15 protein-coding genes are annotated in these 17,679 nt (G+C 33.4%); 5 read left to right on the top strand and 10 right to left on the bottom strand.

The window, feature by feature from the left end; translation table 11 throughout:
• The first annotated feature begins 150 nt into the window (after positions 1-150).
• The 3 genes from NST98_RS16035 to tnpC all read left to right on the top strand — a co-directional run bounded on the left by NST98_RS16035 (position 151) and on the right by tnpC (position 2,347).
• A complete protein-coding gene (locus NST98_RS16035; RefSeq protein ID WP_340714536.1) occupies positions 151-345 on the top strand; it encodes a hypothetical protein in 195 nt (64 codons plus the stop codon).
• Positions 342-695: an IS66 family insertion sequence element accessory protein TnpB gene (tnpB, locus tag NST98_RS16030; protein ID WP_340714537.1), complete on the top strand. Its 354-nt coding sequence runs from the start codon at positions 342-344 to the stop codon at positions 693-695. Before NST98_RS16035 ends, tnpB begins: the two co-directional genes overlap by 4 nt.
• A 77-nt stretch (positions 696-772) precedes the next feature.
• Positions 773-2,347 (top strand): IS66 family transposase, encoded by a 1,575-nt coding sequence (tnpC, locus tag NST98_RS16025; protein WP_445684053.1) that lies wholly within the window; start codon positions 773-775, stop codon positions 2,345-2,347.
• An 81-nt stretch (positions 2,348-2,428) separates the two neighbouring features.
• Here tnpC and NST98_RS16020 read toward each other — a convergent pair whose 3' ends face one another.
• From NST98_RS16020 to NST98_RS16005, 4 genes are all read right to left on the bottom strand, one after another.
• Complete coding sequence (locus NST98_RS16020) at positions 2,429-4,081, bottom strand: S-layer homology domain-containing protein (RefSeq protein ID WP_340715542.1); 1,653 nt, start codon at positions 4,079-4,081, stop codon at positions 2,429-2,431.
• Between the two features lie 265 nt (positions 4,082-4,346).
• Positions 4,347-5,702, bottom strand: a complete 1,356-nt coding sequence (locus NST98_RS16015; RefSeq protein WP_339289136.1) for a serine/threonine-protein kinase — start codon at positions 5,700-5,702, stop codon at positions 4,347-4,349.
• Positions 5,703-6,040: 338 nt separating this feature from the next.
• Positions 6,041-7,750, bottom strand: coding sequence for a phospho-sugar mutase (locus tag NST98_RS16010; RefSeq protein ID WP_340715541.1), 1,710 nt, complete (start codon positions 7,748-7,750; stop codon positions 6,041-6,043).
• Positions 7,751-7,998: 248 nt separating this feature from the next.
• Positions 7,999-8,520, bottom strand: coding sequence for a competence protein ComK (locus NST98_RS16005; RefSeq protein WP_083839562.1), 522 nt, complete (start codon positions 8,518-8,520; stop codon positions 7,999-8,001).
• Positions 8,521-8,811: 291 nt separating this feature from the next.
• Here NST98_RS16005 and NST98_RS16000 point away from each other — a divergent pair, with 291 nt between their 5' ends.
• Positions 8,812-9,303: a sigma-70 family RNA polymerase sigma factor gene (locus NST98_RS16000; protein ID WP_340715540.1), complete on the top strand. Its 492-nt coding sequence runs from the start codon at positions 8,812-8,814 to the stop codon at positions 9,301-9,303.
• 124 nt (positions 9,304-9,427) lie between these two features.
• On the opposite strand, the gene galE is transcribed toward NST98_RS16000, so the two are convergent.
• Complete coding sequence (gene galE, locus NST98_RS15995) at positions 9,428-10,414, bottom strand: UDP-glucose 4-epimerase GalE (RefSeq protein ID WP_340715539.1); 987 nt, start codon at positions 10,412-10,414, stop codon at positions 9,428-9,430.
• Between the two features lie 242 nt (positions 10,415-10,656).
• Between galE and NST98_RS15990 the strand changes: the two genes are divergently transcribed.
• The gene (locus NST98_RS15990; protein ID WP_340715538.1) at positions 10,657-11,937 is read left to right on the top strand and encodes a glucose-6-phosphate isomerase; all 1,281 of its coding nucleotides are present in this window, start codon (positions 10,657-10,659) and stop codon (positions 11,935-11,937) included.
• A gap of 466 nt (positions 11,938-12,403) precedes the next feature.
• Here NST98_RS15990 and NST98_RS15985 read toward each other — a convergent pair whose 3' ends face one another.
• From NST98_RS15985 to NST98_RS15965, 5 genes are all read right to left on the bottom strand, one after another.
• Positions 12,404-13,771 carry a sugar transferase gene (locus NST98_RS15985; RefSeq protein ID WP_340715537.1) on the bottom strand — a complete coding sequence of 456 codons (1,368 nt, stop codon included), beginning with the start codon at positions 13,769-13,771 and terminating at the stop codon, positions 12,404-12,406.
• Positions 13,772-13,867: 96 nt separating this feature from the next.
• Positions 13,868-14,620, bottom strand: coding sequence for a glycosyltransferase family 2 protein (locus NST98_RS15980; protein WP_340715536.1), 753 nt, complete (start codon positions 14,618-14,620; stop codon positions 13,868-13,870).
• Positions 14,621-14,623: 3 nt separating this feature from the next.
• Positions 14,624-15,769, bottom strand: coding sequence for a glycosyltransferase (locus tag NST98_RS15975; protein ID WP_340715535.1), 1,146 nt, complete (start codon positions 15,767-15,769; stop codon positions 14,624-14,626).
• A 132-nt stretch (positions 15,770-15,901) separates the two neighbouring features.
• A complete protein-coding gene (locus NST98_RS15970; RefSeq protein WP_340715534.1) occupies positions 15,902-16,486 on the bottom strand; it encodes a sulfatase-like hydrolase/transferase in 585 nt (194 codons plus the stop codon).
• The gene (locus NST98_RS15965) at positions 16,467-17,633 is read right to left on the bottom strand and encodes an LTA synthase family protein (RefSeq protein ID WP_340715533.1); all 1,167 of its coding nucleotides are present in this window, start codon (positions 17,631-17,633) and stop codon (positions 16,467-16,469) included. Before NST98_RS15965 ends, NST98_RS15970 begins: the two co-directional genes overlap by 20 nt.
• Between the last annotated feature and the right edge of the window lie 46 nt (positions 17,634-17,679).

Genomic DNA, 17,679 nt, shown 5'->3' with positions numbered 1-17,679 from the left:
AACTAAAAAAAGCGGATTGGGAAACATCATTTTCCTCAATCCGCTCTGATTTTTAGCATTAATACTGTAAGCCCGTAATCAAATAACGCATATAATATATTTGGCACCTTCGGTACGATAGACGTATCAATTAAAGGAGGTGCCATATCTATGTCCAAAAATAAATTAACAATTGTCCCTGTTAAACTTAATCCTCTTCCAACTGAAGCTACTTCGTTTCATTCTCCACATGATGCAGCTAAACCAGGTTGCGTCATTAAAACTGCTCTCGCTGAGATTTCCTTCTTTAATGGCGTAGATGAGCACATTATTCAAACCATTATGAGGGAGTTGAAAAATCTATGAAACATGATTTTACGAGCGTAAAAAATATTTATATTATTTGCGGGAAGACCGACATGCGAAAAGGTATCGATGGTCTGGCTACGCTCATTCAAGATTCGTTTCAATTAGATCCATATGGTGATTCAATTTTTCTATTTTCAGGTTGGAGTAAGGATCGCTATAAATGTTTGTATTTCGATGGTGATGGATTTGCGATGCTTTATAAACGCTTGGATAATGGAAAATTACAATGGCCAAAAAATGAAAATGAAGTAAGAAAACTCTCTCAACAAGAACTACGTTGGTTGTTAGAAGGATTATCCCTTCAACAACCGAAGGCTATTGTAAAATCTAAAAAAGGTGTCTTTTAATCAAAACACTTTCAATGGTATAATTATCCATAGTATATATTGAACGAAATGTGGTGAATGATTTGGGCAACACTTCTATGCAACAAAAAGAACGATTGATTCAATTACTGGAACAACAATTAGCACATTCAAATAAGCAGAATAACGAATTAGCAAAGAAATTGGAGCAATCGTTGAAACAAATTGAGGTGTTAACTGAACAAGTTCGCCAATTAACAAAAGCTTTATATGGTTCTAAATCTGAAAAGTCTAAGTATCGAGCGCCTGATGGGCAAATTTCTTTATTTGAAGATGAAGATGACCCTTTTTTTAACGAATCTGAGCACACAGAAGAACAAAGCACGGAAACAATTTGTTATACCGTTACTCGTAAAAAGACAAATAAAAAGCGAAATGATTCCTTTCGTGGAGATATTGAAATAGAAGAAATTCATCATCATCCAGAAAACATAATTTGTGACTGTTGCCATGGAGAAATGGTGGAATTTAGTTCAGTCCTTGTGCGTGAAGAGGCGAAATTTATTCCAGCAACAATGAAACGGGTACAACATTTTGAACATGTATACGAATGTAAAACATGTAAAAAAGACAACTTACAAAAAGCTCAAATTAAACGTGGGAAAGCACCACAAGGTGCCATTCAAAGAAGTATTGCCGGGCCTACTGTTCTAGCGAAACTTATTTATGATAAGTTTATTCAGTACTTACCTCTCTATCGTCAGGTAAAGGAATGGGAACGTTATGGTTTACTAACGAATGATAAAAATTTATCGAATTGGGTCATTCGTGTATCTGAAGATTGGCTACAGCCCTTATATGACTTGATGAAGCAGCAGCTAATGAAAAAATCAGTGTTACACATTGATGAAACTTATTCGAAAATCATCAAACGTTCCGATGGAAAGGCTCCTCAATCAAACGCCTATAATTGGGTGTGTCGTAGCGTCCAAAGTGAAGGTCCGATTATTGTTTTATTTAAGAGTGCTCTATCTCGTGGACGAGCTATCTTAGAAGATTTAATCAAGGACTTTAAAGGAACTGTCATTTGCGATGGTTATTCAGCTTACAATCAATTGCCTAATGTGAAATTCGCCAACTGTTGGGCCCATGTACGTCGATATTGGTTAAAAGTAGACAGTAAGAATGGTCGAATAGGTGTGGAATATTGTGATCGGTTATTTCATATCGAGCGTAAAATAAAACATCTGTCACCAGAAAAACGTGTGCAAATTCGGCAAAAAGAAGCTAAACCCATCATCGACGAATTTTTTGATTGGATTGATCGCTCACCTTTCTTCGGTAAAAATGCCATTGCGAAAGCTGCGGAATATACATTGAGCCGAAAAGAAGAGTTAAAGGTGTTTCTCGATAACGGAAACGTTGCCATTGATAACAATCCAGCTGAAAATGCCATTCGTCCCAATGTGATTGGTCGAAAAAACTGGCTTTTTTCTTTTAGCGAAGCAGGTGCAAAAGCAAATGCGATTTGTTTAAGTTTAGCTGAAACAGCCAAAGCAAATGGGATTGACTTCTATCGATATTTAGTAAAGCTGATGACAGATCTTCCTAATTTACCAATTCATCAGCAACCTGAAATTTTACATGACTATCTGCCTTGGTCTGAAAATATCCAAGCCACATGTGCAAAATAGCCAGCTAACCGAAAAAATTTTCAGTTAGCTGGCCATTCGTCGTGCGTACCGAAAGGTGCGCTATTTTTATTTCGGGCTTACTTAATACTTTCCTAATCTCGGTTCAATACCTTCTCTTTTAAGGCGATGCATAAAGGTAATAGCTTGTGCTCGCGTCAAGTTGCCTGACGGGTTAAAGTTCAAATAATCTTGTGGTTTAGAAACATTTGTACCTGTCGTAATTTTATTTTTATACATCCAATCTACTGCTTCTTCCTCTGACATATTTTGACCTGTGTAAACTTTTGCTAACATTTTCGCTACAAGACCACGACGCAATGGCTCGTTCGGCTTTTTGCTCACTTCAATTTTTTCTCTTACCGCAATTTGATAATATGTGTCATACCAGTTCCCATTCGGCGAATCCTTTGCCTCATGTGGCAACGCATATCTTAATAACATCGCTAGCCATTGAGCTTCCGTAATATTTTGATTTGGATTTAAACGATTTGTTACTGGATCCCCTTTGATGACTTTGTTTTGAATGCCCCATTCAAAAGCTGGCACCCAATATGCTCCTGCTTCATAATCTTTAAATTTCTCTATCGAAATGTAACTATCAGCTAATCTTAAAGTATATGGAACTTTATTATTGTTCCCTTGATCATGGGATACTTTAATTGTGTAGAAACCTTGTACTAAATCTAGATTCCCTATTTTTTCAACCGATCCATTCCCATTAGCAGTATAATAATCTTTCCGCACTTTTCCTAATGAATCGGCAATTTCTACTTTAAAAGTAGTCCCGCTCAATTGAGTCATATACACATCGACATTTGTCTGCCCGTTAATATATAAGCGATAGTAATCAACATCGTGATTTGTACTTAATACCCCTTTTGCAAATTGGCCTAACTCAATCTCATTGGCAGTAGATGGGGTATTATTCACTTCTTTTTCAAAATTCGCATCCGCTCTGAAATTCACAGTGAAGTTATAAGGGATATTATTTAAATCTCCCTCTTTAGTAAGGATTTTTAAATAATAAGTTCCTTCTGGTAGCCCAGTATGGATAATTGTTGTTGTACCGGAAGCATAAGAAGTTTCCCAAGTTTCTATTGGATTTCCATTGGCATTTAACAAAGACACTTCAAATTTCGTTTTAGGCGATTGAGTGATGTTCACCTTTACCTCACTATTTGCTGCTAGCTTGAAAGAATAGAAGTCACTCGTTGGATCTGCCCAACCTGCATACGTTGTATTGAGTAAAATAGGATTTGCTTTATTTCGATCATTGTTATCTTCTTTTTCCACAAGATCTGTTGCTGTATAATTAACCCTTAATGTATATGGCGCATTTGTGCTATCGCCTTTAAAGTGTTCAACTTTTATATAATACGTTCCTTTATCTAATCCTTGGAAGAATAGCGTTTCTACTCCTTGATTTGGAGCACTTTTTGTTTCATATACTTCCAATTCTTTATTAAATGAATTGATAAGCGTTACGCGAAATTGGGTTTTTTCAATATTTGTCATCCCTACTTCGATTTTCCCTGCTCGATTTAGGGTAATTTTATAGAAGTCTTTATCATTTAAATTTGCGATGTTTGCATTCACAACTGCTCGGCCATTTTCAAACTTAAGTTCTTTTGCTTGGGATATAGAGTCATTTGGCTCGTTTTCTGCCGCAAAAGCTGTACTTATCGTAAATATAAGTGCAGCTACCATCGTAAAAACTTGCAATAACTTTTTCAACGCAATTCCTCCTCCTACCTAATTGTGTTTTCTAGGTATAATGTTAACAATAGAGGAATTGTTTGGTAGACCCATTTTCAAATATGGTCCTATATGCCTTGAAAAGCTACTAGGCATTTTTATGATGGTGCCCAACATTTCTTGTGAGAAACACAGTTTCCAGCATCTCTATGTTTGGCGCTTCATTCTTGGTGCCAGTTACTTTTTGTATAGTGCAAGGTACTCATTTAGATGGTACCTAGAATGTTTTGAACTTTTAGCAACTTCATATACTTACTTTTACTGACTGAATTGCTTTTGCAATGTTACGCGAATGTATATTACTTGCGTTTAACTTTTTCAATTTAACAAAATACATACCTCTCTTTGAAATATAGTAAGCAAGTTCTTCTTCTATTTCTGCAGGCACCTGATTTTTTGTAATGATATCTATGATTAAATCTTGTATAGCCCATTGATCATGATAGGAAGCTAACTCCCACATTTCTTTTAAGCATTCCAATTGGATAGCAGAACTTTGTGGTACAGCCTTAAAAAATCTGTTGAGGAAATAACCAAATGAGTTCATTGCACTGAATGGCCATCCTACTCGTGCATAACAATGGTTAAGATTTTGAATAAACAATTTTATAAATTTTAGCGCTTTATCTTCTCCTATATCTGATACAAACTTTGATATTTCGCTTATATTATCAAAGTAGTTTATTATAGGCTCGATAAAATCGTAATAAACATGATCATATATATTTGATTTCATAATAACTTCGTAAAGTTCTTTCGACTCAACACCGTTTTTTTGACTTAAATATTCCCTCACAGTCATATGCTCCCAATTTAAAAAACTCAACTTTGATTGCAGCATCTTATTTTTGAGCAATTCCTTTTTTAAAATAGAAACATTTTCAAATCGATCCTCTATTTTTTCAGAAATTGCACCTTTAATAATGAATTTAAATGCTGATGGAGCATCACGCAAATTGCTTGGTTCTCTTCCTGTAAGAACAAAGTATAATATTTTCCCTAAGGAATATATATCGCTCTGAATAGTTGCATCCTTTAATTTATCTACTTGTTCTGGTGCTGCATAGTAATAAGTTCCAGTACAATATCCACCTTGAGAAAATCTAGAATAATCCTTTTCTCCCCCAAAGCCGCTGATGTACCATTCCCCATCTATTAATAAAATATTTTGTGGAGTTAGATTTCGATGTAAGATACTTCTAGAATGCGCAATTGATATTCCATCAAGAATACGTTCAAAAATATTGGTACGTGTTTCAATATTTAAGAGTTGATGATTACTTGTTATATATTGTTGCAAATTTTGTTCTGCATAAGGCATGATATACCACAGTTCATCTTCATTATAGGCTATTAATGGAACGATATGTGGTTCCCCTTTTAGAGCATGCAATATGTCAATTTCTCTTTTAAATCTTTTTACAGTTGCTTCATCGTTTTTAAATTCCCTCTTCAATTTTTTAACAGCGTATTTGTGACCATTCTCATCAACATATCTTGATACAATTGTAATTGCGCTTTCACCAATAATATCTTCATATTGTAGTTCGCATAACATGGCTTCTTCTTCCTTTAATGGGATTTTATTTTCATGGTTCAATTTAAACAATTCTGAAAGTATTAAGAATGTATTGCTAAATAGAAAACTCCACTTATGCATTATTAATATATTGTTATCCTGTACTGTCACTTGATCAACATGAAAATTTAAAAGAATCAGGGACATTACCATTTCATCATTATTTAATAATTGTATATCAAGTTCATACTACATTTATTCTTTTATTCATAATTAGGGATATTCTATTCATAAGTGTAAAAGAAGGTAGATCAATTATAAGAAAAAACGGCACAAATTCTTGTGTGATAAGAATTTATGCCGTTTTTATCCTTATAAAAATGTTTAGTGATAGGGTCTTACTCAGACACCTTTCTGTCTCATCTCGCCAAGTAGTGATGCCAAGCACTTACTAAGGATTCCAGCGACTCTTCCGCTGCTTCTCTGCTTTCTTTCACCACACCAAAGTAGAATTTACATTTTGGTTCAGTTCCGGATGGACGGATCGTTACCCAGGAGTCATCTGCCAACACAAACTTCAATACATTTTCCTTAGGCAAAGTTAATGGCTCAGTTGTGCCGTCCACCAAATATGCCAAACCCTTCCAGTAATCTTCCACCCTTACTATCGGCACGCCATCAACTTCCTTTGGTAAATCCTTACGCAACCCATCTAAAATGGCTTTCATTTTCTCTTGTCCATCTTTTCCTTCAAACACTTTTGACACTAGAGCCTCACGATAATAACCAAACTCCCCATATAACTCTTCCAACACTTGCGACAATTTTTTTCCTTTCGTAGCATAATGAGCTGCCATTTCAGCGACCTGAATCGCTACTTGCACGGCATCTTTATCGCGAGCGAATGGCTTAATCAAATAACCATAACTTTCTTCATAACCAAATATAAATGTATATTCTTCCGTTTTCTCAAACTCCGCAATTTTTTCAGCAATGTACTTAAATCCAGTTAATGTGTCAAAAGTCTTTACATTGTATTTCTTCGCAATCGCAGTACCCATTTCTGAAGTTACAATCGTCTTCACCATCGCGCCTTTTTCCGGCAAAGTACCTTGCTCTCTCTTCGTCTCTAATAAATATTGTAATAATAGAGCACCAAGCTGATTTCCTGTCAAAAGCTCATACTTCTCCCCGTTCCAAACAGCAACACCGAGGCGATCGGCATCTGGATCGGTCGCCAATAACAAATCTGCCCCAACTCTTTCTCCCAACTCCGTCGCTAGCTTAAAAGCAGCAGGTTCTTCAGGATTCGGGTAAGCAACCGTTGGAAACGAACCATCTTGAGTTGCCTGGGATTCTACTACATGAATATTTGTAAATCCAAATGCCTCTAATCCCTTTGTTACTGGTACAAAACCTGTCCCGTGCAACGGAGTATACACTATGCTTAACCCAAGAGCTAAGTCTTGTCGATTCTTTAACGTCAATAAATTTGCCAAATACTTTTCATCATACTCTTCTAAAATCCAATGCAAAAAACCTTGCTTCTCTAATTTATCTTCAGACGCCACTTCAATCGCAAATATATCCTCAATTTTTTCCATATGATCCACAATTGTTTTCGCCGCTGATGGAACTAACTGCGCCCCATCTTCGCCATACACTTTAAAACCATTATACTGTTTTGGATTGTGGCTCGCCGTAATCACAACACCTGCGAAGGCATGTAACTCTCGAACAGTAAAGGACAATTGTGGTGTTGGCCGCGGTTCCTTATATAGATAAGAAGAAATTCCATGAGCCCCTAAAACACGAGCCGTCTCCAACGCAAATTCATAAGAATAATGCCGAGTATCATAAGCGATGACGACTCCCTGGCGTTTTGCTGATTCCCCTTGAGAATCGATATAACAAGCTAGCCCTTCAGCAACTCGACGAATTGTATAGATATTCATGCGATTCGTACCAGCACCTAGGATACCGCGCATCCCTGCTGTCCCAAAGGATAAATATTGATAAAACCGGTCCTCAATCGCAGCAAAATTTTCTGCAATTTGCTCCAGTTCTTCTTTTAAATAATTCGGCAAGTCTTCATTTTTCCATTGTTGATAAAGTTCTATCACACTCATTTTGACACCTACTCAATAACGTAATTGTACCTTCATTTTCATGCTTTTAATTATGGCATAGATAAACTAAAAAACCAATGTTGTTACTATAATTAGGAATTAGAGTAATTTTAAATAAAAATGAAAAGAGCAAATTGGAAAACGCTTCGTTTTCACAATTCGCTCCTTTTTCGAGACCATTAGATTGTCCCTTTATGATGAAGAGGAGAATGGCAACAATAGTTTAACAGATTTTAAAAAATATTCCATTACAAATTGATAAATCTTCTTCTGCCTGAAATATATTTTGTTTCACATAACAATGCAAGGGCAAGTCTTCTTCTTTCCCACACTTTTTCCGCTGATAATCGAATAAGAAAGCGTTCGTTATTATGGAATATAATATAGCAATGATTTTTATCAACAGGCTGAACTTTGAAAGTTAAATCGATAACCCATAATGGTTCTCGGTAATCTTTATATGGAAATTGACAGGCTACAATTCCTCTTTCTTCTGAAATAATGATGGGCGGATTTTTCCGTTTTCTTAAAATTCTTCTCGCTGATTTTAGTCGCCCATTTAAATCCGAACCGAAATAAATACAGATGTCATCCAGAAGTTGATACGTGTTTTTGGTTGAAGCTATTTTCCCATAATCATAAGTCAAAACCTGAGATGAATGCACTTCAGTATAGAAAGGAGTAATTGCAAAAACATTAAAATTTTTCATCATGTCCAATTCATTGAATTCATTCATACAATAACTTCCTCCTATGCTAATTTGCTTCATCTATTTTGAAATAGTAAATATTTAATGAACTTTTCCAATTTTATTTATAAAGGATAATAGAATTGAACCGTTTTTACTACTTACAACTAAAATTATACAGAATAAACAAAAAAATACAATACAAATTATGGAATTTTTAAAATTTTCTTTAATTTATAGATAATAGTATAGAAAAATCTAGTAATTATTAGTAGAAAATCATGATAATAGTCGATTCGAAAAAATATAAATCTTCTCTTACGATAGTAGCACCCGGGAATATTGATCAGTACTGATCGTAGGAGAAGAAGGATGGAAACATTTGATCAAGTACTCGAACAATATACACCGATGATTTATAGCGTAGTAAAACGAGCAAAGGTGTACAAAAACCACGACGATTATCGTCATTGTGCAACAATCGCATTATGGAATGCATGGAGAAACTATGAACCTTCTTACGGCCCATTTGCACCATATGCTTATCGCACAATGCTCACGACGATTTACCGAGAAATGAGCAAGGAAAATCATTATGAGAAACATTGTACAAGCTTCGACAAAGAAACTCTTACATTTTTAGCACAACAGATGGAAATCAAAAACGGTGGACAGTCAAGCTGTTCGGATATTTTTTTGAAGCTGGAGACAATCGTCTCTAAGGAAGAAATGGAACTGCTGTTGGATCTTTATTATTACCGATATAAATACGATGAACTTGTCGAAAAATACGGTGTTTCGGTATCAGCATTAAAGAAACGGAGGGATCGATTAATTAAACGGTTGCGGGAGGAGTTGGGGTGAGAGTGGGATCAGTTAGCAACTATGTATTGGGTGCCTGATAGTTGTCTCAAATTAAAGAATAGATACAAGGTACCTGCACAGGTGCCTAGCACAGTCTTTAAATCCAATTAGTTGTGCTGGGCACCTATATTGAACTTTCAAATCTCCATGCATCTCTACACATGTCAATAAGATTTCGTTTTGCTTTCCAACCTAATTCTTTTTCAGCTTTCGAAACGTCTGCATAACAAACTGCAATATCTCCTGGTCTACGTTCCACAATTTCATATGGCACTTTCATTCCATTTGCTTTTTCAAAAGCTTGAACTAACTCTAACACACTAGTACCTTTCCCTGTGCCCAAATTATAAATATGTACACCTTTTGAGAGATGCTTATACGCTGCTACATGACCTTCAGCTAAATCCATCACATGAATATAATCTCTCACACCTGTACCGTCTGGTGTAGGATAATCATTTCCATATATTTTTAACTTATCTAATTCTCCTTTTGCTACTTTTGAAATATACGGCATTATATTATTAGGAATGCCTTTTGTGTTTTCCCCTATTAATCCACTCTCATGGGCACCAACTGGATTAAAATATCTTAAAATCGAAACAGAGAAATTTGGATCAGCTTTCGCAACATCCATCAAAATCCTTTCACTCATGGCTTTTGTTTCTCCATAAGGGTTCGTTGTCGGCAATAGCTCCATTTCCTCTTTAAAAGGCACTTTATTTTCACCATAAACAGTTGCAGAAGAGCTAAATACAAATTTATTGACATTGTACTTTTTACAAACTTTCACTAAAATCATTGTGCTTACTACGTTATTTAAATAGTATTTTAATGGCTCAACAACTGATTCTTCGACCGATTTATAACCAGCAAAATGTATAACACCATCTATCTCATGTTTCGAAAAAACTTGCTCCACAGCCTTTTTGTCAGTTACATCTATGTTATAAAAAATAAAATTATCATTTAATTTTCTAAGGTTCTCTAAAACACTAGACTTGCTGTTTGAAAAATTATCTAAAATGATTAATGAATACCCCTGATCCATTAAAGCGACACATGTATGTGATCCTATGTATCCAGTTCCCCCTGTTACTAATAGCTTCATTGTATTCAACTCCAATTTATTGTCTATCCTAACTATACTTATAAAAGAATAACATAATAGATTTAATTTTTGCGATTTATACTTATATATAAATCTATATATGTATTTATTTAAATTAAACAAATCTTTGAACAATAACCTTAAAAGAAGGTATTTCTATTGCTTCCTCTAAAAAACATTTTCGTTTAATCCCTTCTATGTCATAATAGATAACGAATAAATAAAGAAATGAGGCAATAAAATTGGCCACTCATTTAATACAAACAACTTTTTTAAACTGTACGTTAGAAGACTATAACATTGGTAAATATAAAGATTGGGTTGAAAAAATCCACTTTCTACTGGAAAATTCCAGTGATATGACGGGATGGATCGACTATCCTTTACAAAATCAAGATGAACTTTTCAAACAAATACAAAATTTGAAAAACGAAATCTGTGCAAAAGCAGATGTTTTAGTTGTTATAGGGATTGGCGGATCATTTTTAGGTGCCCGAGCGGTGCAAGATGCGTTAACTCCTTATTTTGGCATACATAAAAATGGAATTGAGGTAATATATGTTGGGCATCATATGAGCGGTGCCTATATGAAACAAATTCTTACATATCTTTCTGATAAAGAAGTATACATCAATGTCATTTCGAAATCTGGAGGAACAATGGAACCTGCACTTGCCTTGCGAGTATTACGCCAGTATATGGAAGAACGTTACGGTGAAGAGGCAGTTCATCGAATTATTATCACAACGGATCCTGAAAAAGGACTGTTAAAGAAAACAGCCGATTTAGCTGGATATCGCCGTTTCGAGATTCCTCCTAATATTGGTCTTCGCTATTCGGTGTTAACCCCTGTAGGACTGTTTCCTCTTGCCATTGCAGGTATTGAAATTGGACAAATTATGGAAGGGGCTAAAAAAGCAGCATGTGAATTAAAAGATCCTGATTTAGCAAATAACCATGCTTACCAATATGCTGTCATGCGAAATATGCTCTACAACGAAGGATATAGCGTGGAATTGCTAGCCTCCTTTGAACCGTCATTAAAGAAATTCCATGAATGGTGGATGCAGCTGTTTGGTGAAAGTGAAGGAAAAGAAAGAAAAGGATTGTTCCCAACATGTGTTACTTACTCTACGGATTTACATGCAATCGGACAATTCATTCAAGAGGGAAGCCCAATCTTGTTTGAAACGCTTCTTCATTTCCATGATATTGAAGGCGATTACATCGTGCCTTATGACGAACGGAATGAAGATGGATTAAATTATTTAGCAGGCCGCTCCTTTAACGAAATCAATGCAACATCAAAACAAGGCACAGCCCTCGCTCATGTAGAAGGTGGAGTACCAGTCATACAACTAGAAATGACAAAACTTGATGCCTATCATTTAGGCTATTTAATGTACTTCTTTATGAAAGCATGTGCCATAAGTGCGAAGTTATTAGAAGTAAATCCTTTCGACCAACCTGGAGTGGAAGCTTATAAAAAGAAAATGCTTAAGTTATTGAATTCTTCTCAGTAAAAAGAAAATTAACTTTAAAACATCTCCCTCAATATGTTAGTAATTGCTTGGGAATGTATGAAAAAGAAAATTAACGATTCATTTTCCTTTACTACTTACGATACATTGAGACTTTTTAACAAAGACTCTCTTCTAAAAAGAACTATATAACGTGGTGAACCTTTCGTTAGAGCATTTGAACCCTCACAAATTATAAGAACAAATATATGAAAGAGGCTGTTCAGAAAGTCGATAACTTTCTGAGCAGCCTAATTCTTATAGTAATATTCTCTTAAAAACTTTGCTCCTGCGGTGGTCACATCAAAATGTCACCATCCTCCTCGCAAAGGAGGCGTCTCAAAATTGACTTTTCAGACGCCCCCTTCCACTGCTAAACATTCATTGTTTTTGTTTTTTCATTTATCTGCTCACTTTTGATTCAAGTTTTTTTCAATTTATGTCTTTAAATTATTGTGATCGATAAACTTTAATAATGTAAAGAACGCTGTTTTTTCGGTTCTATATTCTCTCTTTCTTTCCTACCTTCAGATTTTGATTTATCAAATAGTACAATTAATGTTCTAAACTGAATAATCATATCAAGTAAAAAAGAATAGTTTCGAATATAGAATAAATCAAATCGCAATTTATCGTCCACACTCGTTGTATATTTGCCCATAATTTGGGCATAACCAGTTATCCCCGGTTTTACTGTATTCCTATATGAGTAATATTTTAAATCCTTCTCGAATTGTTCGGTAAAGTAAGCTCTCTCAGGGCGAGGTCCAACAATAGACATGTCCCCCTTCAATACATTAAATAACTGAGGTAGTTCATCTATTCTTGTTCGACGAATAAAATGACCGACTCTTGTAATTCTAGGATCATTTTCTCCTGCTAAAATTGGTCCTGTATTCTTTTCAGCACCTTCTACCATGGAGCGAAACTTATAAATCGTGAATTCTTTATTGTATTTCCCTAACCTCTTTTGCTTATATAAAATACTTCCAGTTGGGTCATCTAATTTTATAATAATACTGATTAATAAAAATAGGGGAGATAATACAACTAATGCTATAAATGAAGCAACAATATCGTATAGCCGTTTAACTAATTGTTGTCCTAACGATAATCCAAACGGTTTTACAGCCATTGCCATTGTATCATCAATAGTAGTAATAATCGATTGAGATAGTAATAGATCATAAAAATCTGGAATAACATAAACAATTTTTTGATTTTTTACAGATTCAAAAATAATTTTCGATTTTACTTCACTGGAAATATTAGAACCGATAATTACGTAATCAACATATTGTAGCGTTTGATAAATGCGGTCCAATGATTCTTCACTCGAAGAATATTTGACTTTCATTCTCTTTCCAAATTGAAATTTTAATTGTTCGACAATCTTTTGTTTTTCCTCAATATCCCCTACAAAAAATACAATACCAGATTTTATGGACAATAGTTGCATTATTACAAGTTTGCAACATATTAAAAATATATTAATAAAAATATAAGCTATTAATATAACAGATCGTGGCAAGGCAAATTCACGAAATAAGAATGAGGCAGCCATTGTTATTAGCATCATTAAAGTAGAAGCAATAATCACATGACGAACTATATCCCATTTACTTTTTCGATCAACAGTATACAATTCGTACATTGTAACAAAAAACAATCCAATTAATAGTATCCAAGGAGATAAAGAAAGAAATGCATCCCAGTTTCGGTGTTCAATATTCTCAAAACGAATGCGGAAAGCTAATATATATGATAAAAAAATAAATGCTAAATCTATAAATATTAAAATCAGTTTTTGACTTCGCTGATTCGTTACACTAGACAAAAAAAAACCCCCTAGTAATTTTGGCTACTACTAGGGTTATTGTAACATAAAATTTAAACTTTTTTAGATGGAAAAATCAATACTAACATATTGTCTCTATAAATAATGTTTTTTTACCGCATTCCAAGCATAATGTGAAAAATTCCATAAAGAAGGAATAAAACTTAGATTTTCTGATTCCCTATAAACTTTCCACATTTTTTTGGCAACTTTAATTTTATTACTAGATGCTGAGTTTTTTACGATTCGGTAACTAGCTAATACTTCTTGTATGCAATAAGCCTTTTCACCATTTCTTAAAATTTTCAACCATAGTGCTGTGTCCTCTGGTTGTAAATTGGGCATAATGGGTTTTCCTAATTTTTCAGTATCTAGCATTACCGTCAAACAACCAATTGTCGTATTTTTTAATAAATCTTTATAACTAATGACTTTTGGGCACTTAACAAGTCTATTTAAATCTTTTCCATCTTCATCAATCATTCGATAATTAGAAAAGGAAAAGGCACATTGTGTGTTTTGCATAAACTGAACCTGAATTTCTAATTTGTTTGGTTCCCATAAATCATCGCTATCAAGAAAAGCTATATATTTTCCTTTTGCTAATTTAATACCATGATTTCGAGTTAAAGCCGCTTTCGAATTTTCCTTCATTCGTTCAATTTTTATACGAGAATCTTTCTTTTGTAACTCTAACAATATGTCCCAAGTATTATCTGTAGAGCAATCATCTACTATTATGTGTTCAAAGTTATCAAAAGTTTGGTTCAAAACAGACTGTACGGTTTGAATAATAAATTTCGAACTATTGTAAGTAGGTGTAATTATTGAAACTAAAGGTTGGTCCATTATTTAATCACCATTATGAAGATTTTGATATAGCTCAATTAAGTTCTTTTTGGTCTTTTCCCAACTATATTGAGGGTAGAGTGCTTTTGCATTTAATCCTTTTTTCATTAAATCCTTCTTATTTAATTTCATAACAGTATTTTTCAAATCTGTTTCGTTATATTCAACCACATATCCGATATTTTCTTTTTCAACTAATTTATCTATAGACGTTCCATTTGCAACAATACACGGTTTCCCGCTATAAAGTGCTTCAAATAATTTATTTGGAGAAGCAATTTGATTATGTTGATAAGCTGGATCATAGACCATGTATATCAAATCAATTTGTTGTACAACGGAAAGCACTTGAGGAAATTCGAGATATCCCAAGAAATATACATTATCAAGTTTTTCAGCATAAAGCGTAATCTCTTCCTGTAATTCTCCTTTTCCAGCAATCCAAATACATACATTGTCTAATGATGTTAATTGTAATAACAAATCTATGCCGCGGTCTTTACTTAATGCACCATAATATAAAATATTAATTTTCTCCTCAGATTTTTGAATAGGATACTCCTTAATCTCTTTAGGGGGATCTATTGTATTATTAATTACAAATGTTTTCGGATGCAATTCATTAGGAATATTAATGAATCGATTTTCATCTGGTATGATAATTAAATCACAAAACTTCATAATTAATTGGCTTACTCTTGTAATTTGATTTCGAACTATCTTTGGTATGGGGCTATGGAATGTTTCTACAAAATCCGCAATATCATAAATAAACTTAAACGATAGATTTCGCTTTATTTTTTTTGCTAAGAAAACAGGAAATCCTAAATCAAAATCAATTGCATGAACGATATTATAGTTATTCCCGTTTTTTAATAAAAACTTAATTACCTTTATGGCGAATTTTAGTTTTTGGAAAGCAGTCAATATTCCTTTACCATATGGAGTCACACCACAATAAATCGTGTGAACTTTTATTCCTTCTTTAGCAAATTGTTGAATAGCCATTTGAATTACTTCTGAATTGATCCCACGATCCCAATTCAATATTTCAACATCATAACCTGCCTGTTTTAATGCTCTTGCAGCTCGGGGTAATCGATTTGCAATGAAGGCACTATTTTGGCATAGCAAAACTTTTGCCTGCAATTTATTTACCTCCATATAAGTTAAATGGGTATTGATTAATTTCTCTCATTTTAATGATAGTTACTTGACAAGTGATGCGAAGTAGATTCATTTAAAATTACATCTTTTGAATATTGTTTACCAAATAATAAGTCATATTGAATTAATTGATATATATTCTTTCTCACTTAATTCTTTGGGTGTTTCAGTAAACAAATCCCCTTCACCACTTAATTTCACAACTGAGGTATATCCTGGTAATAATTTAGAAAAGTTACTTAAAAAACTATAATAACTTGGAGAATCTAATTCCGCCCATTCCATAATTTTAGGTGCTAAGAAACTCGAACTTATTGCACCGATTTCGTCTATTTCTTTGTCAAAATTATTCCATACAACTAATGGTGTTTTTTTCATATTCAATTCTTGTTCTAAAAAATTATTACTTTTATAATTCAGTTCATTATATACATTGCCTAAGGCAGGAAGATGGTCTCCAAAAAACACTACCAATGTGGGTTCTTTCAATGAGCCTAATGTATCGAACAAAGAATGTAAAGCATTATCTGAATGGATAATTCCAGTACCATATGTATTTAAAATTTGATTAGTTTCAGATGAATATGAATCTACTATTTTCTCTGTATTATCACCGTACCTTGTATCTAAATAAGGTCCATGATTTTGCATTGTTACAGCGTATATAAAAGTAGGCTTTTCATTTTTTTTTGATTTCATCTAATATTAAACTATTAATTTCATAATCATCAACATAATAATCCCCATAGTATTTTGGATTTTTTAAATCATCTAAACCAATAAATTTTTCGAACCCCAAATGTTGGTACACTTCATCCCGATTCCAAAAGTACTTATAGTAAGTATGTATTGCAGTTGCGTTATATCCCTTTTCTTTTAATACTGTTGCCAAAGAAGGGATATCTTTTGATATATATTGTTGGTATGGTATAGATCCACCTGGTAAATGATTCATAGAAAAACCTGTTAATACTTCAAATTCAACATTTGCAGTTCCACCTCCAAATGTTGGTGAAACAATATTTCCAATCTTGAATCTATCTACAGTTGGATTTATTGAATTTAGTCCGAGATTTTTCAATTCCCAAAAAGCCTCGCTCATTATTACAACAATATTAGGATTTTTTCCACTTATTTCATATGTATTATTACTACTATAGTTTATTTCGTTTATATAGTTCATCACATTTTCATAAGTATAATTTTTTGGCTCTTTAATATACAAACTTGGAATATTAATTAAAAAGCCTACAATAAAACCATTGTTGATTTGATTTGTTTTTTGATCCCAGCTGATTAATGAAGCACCACTTTTAGTAACAAACGTATTAATAAAGTTTTTAGGATAATTAATAAACATAGTTAATATGATTAATGAAATAACTAAGATTGATAGTTTACCTTTCCATTTAAGTACCGATACCTTTGCATACTTTAATATTAAATAAGTTAATATTGCAATAATTAACAAGGAAAATATTGCAAATGCAATATTTAAATTATTATATAATACAGGCAGTAAATCTACTACTTGATTAAAAAAATATAAATCCCATGGAAGTAGTGGTTCATTGATGATATTTAATTTGTAATAGTTAATAACAGCAAAAGTAAAGAAAAATGCATAGCTTAATAAAATAGAAAAATAATAGTTGTTAATAATGGACAATAAAAAGCATTCAATTACAAAGAAGATCAATGTTGAAATAATAAATATTCCAATATTCCCCATTATCCATGTGAAAGTTAATTGAAGTTCCTTCCTCAGGAATAACTCAAGTAATACGACTCCTATTAGAGGAGATATAAGAAAAATTAATAAGCCACAAATTTTTTGTTTATTCATTATTTATATTACACTCCAGTTTAAATCATTAAGAGATTAATTTTGA

The organism is Ureibacillus sp. FSL W8-0352, assembly GCF_038004345.1.
GTDB lineage: Bacteria > Bacillota > Bacilli > Bacillales_A > Planococcaceae > Ureibacillus > Ureibacillus thermosphaericus.
This window is presented reverse-complemented; position numbering and strand designations above follow the sequence as displayed.